The 8754-nt window shown below is 61.3% G+C and carries 8 protein-coding genes; 3 read left to right on the top strand and 5 right to left on the bottom strand.

Features of this window, described 5'->3' with window-relative positions:
• On the top strand, window positions 1–1273 hold a 1273-nt coding region (locus AC1DM5_RS22395; RefSeq protein ID WP_477975655.1), incomplete at its 5' end, for a CocE/NonD family hydrolase.
• A 3-nt stretch (window positions 1274–1276) separates the two neighbouring features.
• On the opposite strand, the gene AC1DM5_RS22390 is transcribed toward AC1DM5_RS22395, so the two are convergent.
• Window positions 1277–2191: an alpha/beta hydrolase gene (locus tag AC1DM5_RS22390; protein WP_477822341.1), complete on the bottom strand. Its 915-nt coding sequence runs from the start codon at window positions 2189–2191 to the stop codon at window positions 1277–1279.
• A 425-nt stretch (window positions 2192–2616) separates the two neighbouring features.
• Between AC1DM5_RS22390 and betC the strand changes: the two genes are divergently transcribed.
• The gene (betC, locus tag AC1DM5_RS22385; protein ID WP_477822340.1) at window positions 2617–4131 is read left to right on the top strand and encodes a choline-sulfatase; all 1515 of its coding nucleotides are present in this window, start codon (window positions 2617–2619) and stop codon (window positions 4129–4131) included.
• A 143-nt stretch (window positions 4132–4274) separates the two neighbouring features.
• On the opposite strand, the gene AC1DM5_RS22380 is transcribed toward betC, so the two are convergent.
• Genes AC1DM5_RS22380 through AC1DM5_RS22370 form a run of 3 tightly spaced genes read right to left on the bottom strand, consistent with a single transcriptional unit; the run spans window position 4275 to window position 7026 of the window.
• Window positions 4275–5525 (bottom strand): Zn-dependent hydrolase, encoded by a 1251-nt coding sequence (locus AC1DM5_RS22380; RefSeq protein ID WP_477822337.1) that lies wholly within the window; start codon window positions 5523–5525, stop codon window positions 4275–4277.
• 11 nt (window positions 5526–5536) lie between these two features.
• Window positions 5537–6178: a TenA family protein gene (locus tag AC1DM5_RS22375; RefSeq protein ID WP_477822336.1), complete on the bottom strand. Its 642-nt coding sequence runs from the start codon at window positions 6176–6178 to the stop codon at window positions 5537–5539.
• A 5-nt stretch (window positions 6179–6183) separates the two neighbouring features.
• The gene (locus AC1DM5_RS22370) at window positions 6184–7026 is read right to left on the bottom strand and encodes a BtpA/SgcQ family protein (RefSeq protein ID WP_477822335.1); all 843 of its coding nucleotides are present in this window, start codon (window positions 7024–7026) and stop codon (window positions 6184–6186) included.
• A gap of 26 nt (window positions 7027–7052) precedes the next feature.
• Between AC1DM5_RS22370 and AC1DM5_RS22365 the strand changes: the two genes are divergently transcribed.
• A complete protein-coding gene (locus AC1DM5_RS22365) occupies window positions 7053–7955 on the top strand; it encodes a PfkB family carbohydrate kinase (RefSeq protein ID WP_477822334.1) in 903 nt (300 codons plus the stop codon).
• A gap of 3 nt (window positions 7956–7958) precedes the next feature.
• Here AC1DM5_RS22365 and AC1DM5_RS22360 read toward each other — a convergent pair whose 3' ends face one another.
• The gene (locus tag AC1DM5_RS22360) at window positions 7959–8729 is read right to left on the bottom strand and encodes a glutamine amidotransferase (RefSeq protein ID WP_113185243.1); all 771 of its coding nucleotides are present in this window, start codon (window positions 8727–8729) and stop codon (window positions 7959–7961) included.
• Window positions 8730–8754 lie beyond the last annotated feature (25 nt).

The following is an 8754-nucleotide window of genomic DNA, read 5'->3' as shown; positions in this document are numbered from 1 at the left end:
CAATACGCCGCTGAAGGCGATCGCGGGGCTTGGGACAGGAGCTAAGGCGCTGATTGGTCCCTGGGTTCACAAATATCCGCATTTCGCCTTTCCAAAGCCGCGCGCCGATTTCCATGGCGAAGCGATCGCCTGGTGGAACCGCTGGCTGCATGGCGAAGAAAACGGTGCGGAAAACACGCCGCAGCTTCGCGCCTATATTCTCGATGCCGTGCGCCCTGCCCCGCGCCGCGATGCCGATCCCGGTTTCTGGGTCGCCATGGACGCATGGCATGCACCGACAATGCAATTCTTCCACATCGGTTCGTCGGGCCGGATCGAGGAAGGTAAGGCCGAACCGAAGGCATTGGCGCAAGAGGTCTATCTGCGCTCGCCGCTCAATACCGGAACAGCGTCGGGGGAATATTTCACGCTGAAACCGGATGCCGAAATGGCCATCGACCAGCGCGGGGACGATGCCGGTTCGCTCATATTCGAGACCGCGCCACTTGCCGAAGATCACGATTATCTCGGCCAGCCTATTGTTACCCTGGCGCTACGCTGTGAGGAGAGGACCGCAAATCTCTGCGCGCGGCTCGTCGACGTGCATGAGGATGGTACTGCGACACGCGTTTCCTTCGGTGTCCTCAACCTTGCTCATCGTGATGGCAATGCCGAGCCCAAACCCGTGAAGAGCGGAGAGCGGACGACGGTGCGCCTGCTGCTCGATGCCTGCGGCTATCGCTTTCGCGCCGGCCATCGCATACGCCTTTCACTTTCAACGGCCTATTGGCCGATGATCCTGCCGCCGCCGACTGATCCCGGCCTTGTCATCGATACGGCCGCAATCGAACTTGCCCTGCCGATACTTACCGATCATCGCCTCATCGCCGTGAAGGAGCCGGATAATCCCGATCCACTGCCGAAATATATCGAGCATGCGCCGACAGAGACCAAAAGGGAGGTCATCAGGGAGCTTTCCGCCAATCGAACCGAATACCGCATTTACGAGGATACCGGCCTTTTTGAACATCCCGACACCGGGCTCAGCACGCGCCAGCTGCGGGATGAGACATGGTCGATTTCGCCGGACGACCCGCTCTCGATGACGGGGCAATCTACCTGGACCTGCGACATGCAGCGTCCCGGCTGGTCCGTGACGACGGTTGCGACCGCATCGATCGGTTGCACGGCAACGCACTGGATCATCGCCGCCACGGTTATCGCCCATGAAGGCGGGATAAAAATCTTTGAGAAGGATTTTGGCGAGACGGCAATCGCCCGCGATCTGATGTAGCGGTCAGCGCGATGCGAAAAGCCGTGCCGCCTCGCATACCGCCTTGAAGCCTGCCCGGGCACCCTCGCTCATATGGCGGGCACGTAGCCACGCATGCACCATCTGCGGTTCCTCGCGGAACCAGACTTCCACGCCGGCCTCGGCAAGCCGGGCAGCGTAGGTGCGCCCGTCGTCTCGCAAGGGATCGAACCGCGCGACCGTGATGAAGGCGGGTGCAAGCCCCTCGACCGAACCCGCATGAAGCGGCGCGGCAACAGGATGGCGCGACGGAGCCTGCAGGACGTCGCGATAATAGGCGACATCAGCCGTGGTCAGGCCAGGTGCATTTGCCATTTCCACATAGGAACCCTTCTGCAGGTCGCCGCCCAACGCCGGATAGACGAGAACCTGACCGGCAACACCGGGTAAGGTCTCCGCCAGTGCCCTGATGGCGAGCCCCGCCGCCAGATTGGCGCCGGCGCTATCGCCGATGATGACGACCTTGCTGCCAACGGACGACAGCAGGTGTTTCAAGACGAGGAAGCAATCCTCGCTCTGCGCCGGCCAGCGGTACTCGGGTGCCAGCCGGTAATCGACGGAAACAAGTTCAGCGCCGGCAAAATCGGCGATTTCCGCACAGATCGAGTGATGGCTTTCCAGCGAGCCGACAACGAAGCCGCCGCCGTGAAGATAAAGGAGAACGGTTGATGTCGTGATTGTCCGCGGCCGATACCGGCGGATCGGTATGCGCAGCACCATGCCATCGGCATAGACCAGCCCCTGCGGCAGGAGGTGGTCAAACCGCGCGCAGAGCGCATCGTACCATTGCCGTTGCTGCTGGATCGATGCTTCGACCGCGTCCGGCGGATAAAAGCCTTCGCAAATCTCCAGAAATTCCAGAATGCCCTCTTCGGTGGGCATCGGTCGGGCGATCGACATGAAGATCCTTCCACGTGCTCGCGAGATGCTGTCGAGGCGGCGGCCAGCCAGCCAATACCGCATCATGCACGCGCTCCGCCGCGACGCCTGTCTTGCCGCGACCCTTGGTGTCGCCGGCAAGTCTGTCGCTGGAAAACAGACCCGCGCGGTTGTCCGGAACAACCGATGTCGGCGAGGCGATAGTGCGCAGTCACTCGGTCGGCTATCGTTAAAATGCCAATTGCGACCCACGCCGCCGAGAGGATCACTCATGCGACGACCAGTGCCGCTTCCGAACAGAATAATGGGCCTGATCGGCGCTAGCCGAAGCAGACCGGCACCCGCCGCCGACAAGCAGTTCCGTCAGGCGGTCGTCGACTGGTAGCGGATGCATCCGTATGCCCTTCCTCCTTAAAGCCAACGAACACAAGCACAGCGATTACATCATGGCGCGTCCCAATATTCTCATCATCATGGTCGACCAATTGAACGGCACGCTGTTTCCGGACGGGCCGGCCGACTTCCTGCATGCGCCGCATCTGAGGGCACTCGCCGCACGTTCGGTCCGCTTTGCCAATAGCTATACGGCAAGCCCTCTGTGTGCTCCGGCGCGCGCCTCCTTCATGTCGGGTCAGCTGCCGAGCCGAACGCGTGTCTACGACAATGCGGCCGAATTTGCCTCGGATATTCCGACCTATGCGCACCATCTCAGGTCCGCCGGCTATCACACCAGCCTGTCGGGCAAGATGCATTTCGTCGGCCCCGACCAGCTGCACGGCTTCGAGGAGCGCCTGACGACCGATATCTACCCGGCTGATTTCGGCTGGACGCCCGATTACCGCAAGCCTGGAGAGCGGATCGACTGGTGGTATCACAATCTCGGCTCGGTCACCGGCGCGGGGGTCGCGGAGATCACCAACCAGCTCGAGTATGACGACGAGGTCGCCTACAATGCCACCCGCAAGCTCTACGACCTGTCACGCCAGCAGGACGAGCGTCCCTGGTGCCTGACCGTCAGTTTCACCCATCCTCACGATCCCTATGTCGCCAGGCGCAAGTTCTGGGATCTCTACGAGCACTGCCCGGCCCTTGACCCGACTGTTCCGGCACTGCCTTTCGACGAGATGGACCCGCATTCGCAGCGTCTGCTGGAGGCCTGCGACTATACGGCCTTCGATATTACAGCAGAGCAGATCCGCCGGGCCAGGCGCGGCTATTTCGCCAACATCTCCTATATCGACGAAAAAGTCGGAGAAATCCTCGAGGTGCTGGAGCGGGGGCGGATGCGCGACAATACCGTCATCCTGTTCGTCTCGGACCATGGGGACATGCTCGGCGAGCGCGGCCTATGGTTCAAGATGTGCTTCTTCGACGGGTCTGCGCGCGTGCCGCTGATGATATCGGTACCCGAGTGGAAACCCGCCTTGATCGATCAACCGGTCTCCACTCTTGACGTCACACCGACGCTCGCATGCCTTGCCGGCCTGGATATTTCGGCGATTGCCAAATGGACGGATGGCGAAGATTTGGCACAACTGTTGTACGGCGCAAAAGCCCGCGGTCCGGTTTTGATGGAATATGCGGCCGAAGGGTCAATCGCACCGCTGGTGGGCATTCGCGCCGGGCACTTCAAACTGACGGTCTGCGAGAAGGATCCACCCCTGCTGTTCGACCTTCAGGCCGATCCCCACGAGCTCGTCAATCTGGCCGGAGATCCGGCCTATGCGAACACGCTGGACACGCTCCTCGATCAGGCGAAGCTACGTTGGGACCTTGCAGCTTTCGATGAAGCGGTTCGAGAAAGCCAGGCACGTCGCTGGGTCGTCTATCCGGCCTTGCGCGAGGGGGCCTATTATCCCTGGGATTATCAGCCCCTGCAGAAAGCCGCCGAGCGATATATGCGCAATCATATGGATCTGAACGTGCTGGAGGAAAACCAGCGGTTTCCTCGGGGCGAATGATGCTCAGGCACACCATTGGACGCTACATGCATCCGCCGGCCCGACCACCCGCACACCGAACCTTCCTCAAGCGCAATCATCTGCGCGACAGGCCACCTTTCAATGCGGCGTTTGTCGCCATCAATCCCGATCCAAAGCCTTGCTCAAACCTCGGTTTCCAGGATTTCGACCGTCGATAGCAGCAGCATTCGGGCGCCCGAGACAACATGATGCGGCGCCGCATATTCGGCTTCGTTATGGCTGAGGCCATCGCGGCAAGGCACGAAGATCATTGCGGCAGGCGCGACCCGGTTGACGAACAGTGCATCATGGAAGGCACCTGACAACATCCTCCTGGTTGCCAGTCCGCCTTTCACCGCGGCCCTGTCCAATGCATCCAGCACCTTTTGAGGAAAGTTGGCCGGCGGCATATTGAAGGTCTGCCTGAGCGCAACCTGGCAACGTTCTGCTTGGGCTCGTTCGCCAAAGACTTGCTCGATGGTCGCGCTCAGCCGCTCGATCTCTGATGGATCCGGGTGACGGATGTCGATGGTGCATCGCGCCGTCTGCGGGATGGCGTTGATGGCACTGGGTTCTACGGCGATACGTCCGACGGTAAATCGGGCACGATCGTCCTGAGGCATGATACTGGCGTAAAGTCTGTTAAGGGCCGCGATCATCGCGCGAAGCGGATCTCGTCGATAGTTGAGCGCGGTCGTCCCGGCATGGGCCGTCTGGCCCGAGACCGTCACTTCCAGCCACCGCGTCCCCTGAATGCCGGTGACGATACCGATAGGGATATCCTCTTTCTCCAGAGAAGGTCCCTGCTCGATATGCACTTCGAGATATGCGTAAGCGGGAAAGCCGAGGTCGCGCATCGAGGCCTGCGGAAGACTGGCAACAGTTGCTCTCAACTCGTCGTCAAACCGTGCGCCGTCGGTTGCGATGAGGTCGGACCATGCAAGCGGAATTTCGCCTGCCGAGAAGGCTGACGACCCCATGCAGCCGGGTGCGAAGCGGCATCCCTCCTCGTTGGTCCACGCAACCACCTCGATCGGCCTTCCTGTTCCAACGCCCGCATCCTCAAGACTTTCCAGGACCTCGAAGGCCGACAGCGTTCCGAGCGCACCATCAAAGCGGCCTCCAGACGGCTGGCTGTCGAGGTGACTGCCGATCAGGAGCGGCGGTGCCGCCTCGTCCCTGCCCGGGCGGCGGATGAAGAGATTGGCGGCTGGATCCTGGAACACGCCAAAACCGCGCGCCTCTGCCAACTCTGCCAGCAGCAACCGGGCCTTTCGATCCAGCTCTGTCAAAGCCTGGCGATTGACCCCGCCTCCCGCGGTCGCGCCGATCTCGGCAAACCGATCCAGGCGTTCCAGCAGACGTTTTCCATTGATAGCGGGATTGCCAGTCATTGCGCGGCCCCTCAGGAATAGGCTGCTTCGTGGAAGTCGATCTCAAGGCGTTGGGCACGGCCGAAAATGGCGCTCAATCGCTTGCGTTCGGCAAGATCCATCGTCTCGCCAGCCTCGTCCAGCACCGCCTTCAGCCAGCGCGCCTGCGCTTCGAATTCCGGTTCGGCATGAAGCCTGACCCATTCCTTGAGAAGCGGATCGCTGATGGCCATCCGGTCTGCCTCGGTCGACCAGGTCCAGTACATCCATTCAGCTGCAAACATGGCGGCGATCGTATCGAGGAAACCGCCGTCACGGGCAATCGCCAGCATTCCCTCTCGGAACGCAGCGACATCGGCTCGGCCGGTGTCATAGCTGGCGGGGTCGATGGCGCGCGCTGCGAAGGTCTTCTCGAAATAGGCAATCTGCTGGTTTGCGAGCGCGTCCAGCACACTGATCAGCCAGCGCTTCTGCTCGATGGTGCGGGCCTTTGCAGTGGCATAGGAGAAGATCGCAATCGCCGTATCGACGAAGGCACCCTCGAAGACCAGATATCGTTCGAAGGCTTCATTCGGGAGACGGTCAGCCTTGATGTCTTCGACGAAGCGGTGGTGGACCATGGCTTCGAAGACGTCGCGGTTCTCATCGAGCATCTGTTCGGAGAGAGATACCATGATCGTTACGACTCCAGACCGGGTTTTGCGGCTTCGACAAAGGCTGCGACACGGGCCGGCTCCACAGGGTTCCACCAGACGCCACCCTCCTTCAGCGACGAGGCGACGATGACGCCGTTGGTGCGCTTGAGGATCTCGACGATATTATCCTTGGTCACGCCCGAGCCGACGAGCAACGGAAGATGGGTTGCAGCACCGATTTCCTCGATCTCCTCCATCGTTGCACTGTTGCCGGTTCGCTGGCCGGTGGCGATCACCACATCCGCATCGAAGAAGGCCAAATCACGGGTCAGCTCATCGATCGTCCGGTCGGCGGTGATGGCGTGTGCCCCATGCTTGACGTGGCTGTCGGCAAACACCTTGATATGTTCGCCGCGCAGCAGCGAGCGATAGCGCATGGCCTCGGCTGCACGGCCCTCCATGAAGCCTTCATTGGCGACATAGGCGTTCGCCCACTGGTTGACGCGGATGAAGCGTGCGCCGCCGGCGGCCGCAATCGCGAAAGCGGGGATCGGCGCATTGGCAAGCACATTGATGCCGAGCGGCACGCCGACTGCACGAGCGATGCGGTCGGTTACAACAGACATGAAGGCTGCAGTTTCGTGGCCGATATCCTCGGGCTTGGAAAAGGGGATGTCGCCGTGATTTTCGACGATCAATCCATGAATGCCGCCTTTGACAAGCGCCTCGGCATCGCGCATGCAGGTGTCGTAGATCAAATCCATTGCCGCGTTGCGGTAGCGTGGAGCACCCGGGAAAGGCGGGCAATGGATCATGCCGATCAGCGCCTTGTCAGTGCCGAATATTTCCCGTATGGCGCTTGTGGCCTTATCCGATATCTGCTGCATTTTTCTTTCCCTTCTGAAAGCCCGTCATGCGTGCCTATGTCATCGGTAACGTCGCCATCGACGAAACCATTTCTGTAATGTCCATGCCCGAAGCGGGTGCCTCGATCCTCGGTCGGGAGGAAACCCGCGACCTCGGCGGCAAGGGCGCCAATCAGGCCGTCGTAATGGGCCGCACCGGCCTTCCCACGACGCTTGTTACAGCCGTCGGCGAGGATTTCCGCGCCCAGACGATCCGTGACCAGCTTGCTGGTGAAGCGCTGGACGCCCGATTGTTGGGCAGTCCTCACCGCTCCAGCGACTTCTCCATCATCTTCACGACGCCCGATGGCGAAAACGCCATCGTCACGACGACGGACTCGGCCGAGGCACTGACCCTGTCCGAGGCGCTTGCGCCGCTCGACGATGCGGTCGGCGGCGACCTCGTCGTCCTGCAGGGCAACCTCAGCGAAGACGTGACCCGCGGCATCCTTGTCGAAGCCAGACGCCGTGGCCTGACGACCGCCTTCAACCCATCGCCGCTCAGGCCCTATTTCGCCGAGCTCTGGCCGTTCATCGACATCGCCTTTCTCAACAGAGGCGAGGCCGAAAGCCTGACCGGATCATCCGGCGAGGCCGCAATCCATCTCCTTGCCGAAGCCGGGGTGGCGCAGACCGTGCTCACCCTCGGCGGCAGCGGGGCAATCCTTGCCAGCGGCAATCAGGTGCTGGCAACCGTTCCTGCCCGTGTCACAGAGGTCGTCGATACGACTGGCGCCGGCGACACATTCATGGCCGTCGCCCTCGCCTCTGCCGCGCTCAGATCGACCACGCTCGACGCCAAGGCCATTCATCATGCGACTGCGGCGGCGGCCATTACCGTCAGCCGCCGCGGAACGCGTTCGGCCTTTCCGAGCAGGACCGAACTCGCCGGCATCCTCGCCGGCGAATGACGCCTACTTCGCCTCTGTCAGCCAGCCGAGGATATTCTTCCAGAGACGCCCATAGCCTTCCCACTCGCAGAAGGCAGGCGAAAGCCAGTGCGGCCCAATATCCGAAGTCCAGGCGGCGGTTCTGCCTTTGCCGAAGCGTCCGGTCACCAGGAGCGGATGGCCGCCTTCCGTATCCGGCAGGCGAGCGATGACTTCGACATCGTCGCGCTCGCGCACTTCTACCTCGTTGACGCCCAGAAGCAGAGGCCATTCACCTGACAGGCCGGCAACCGTGGCGTGATCTGACTTGACGAGGACCGGCGTCGTTCCCTCCGGAATTTCCACTCGGTCGTCATAAGGCAGACACGTGACCGGCAGGACATCCTCGACCGGCGTGCGGCGCCAGCGCGCCTTGCCGTCGATGCCCTGGAACGAGAAATAGCCGCCGACCATCAGCAGACCGCCGCCCTTTTCAACCCAGGCTTTGAGCAGCTTCAACCGGTTGGGAACCGTCTTCGAATGCAGCCAGACCGCCGGGGGAAGCAGCAGGGAATTGGCGCCTATATCGGAAAGAATGATCGCATCGAAGGCGTCGAGCCCCGCCATATCGAAGGGGAATTTTTCGACCGCTTCATGGGCCGGCATGTAGGTGAGCTCGAATGCACTATCCTTGAGTGCCGCAACGAGCGGCTCGGCGCCGAGATGAAACGTGACGCTTCCGAACTGGTCGAAACCCTTGTAGTGCGTGGCGGAACTGACCCAGCTTTCGCCGACGAGAAGAACCTTCTTTGTCATGATGTTTCCATTTCTTTTATGTCAC

The sequence above is a fragment of the Rhizobium sp. 01T437 genome (genome assembly GCF_056398505.1).
The sequence above is the reverse complement of the archived record's forward strand: the minus strand, read 5'-3'. Positions and strand labels throughout refer to the sequence as shown.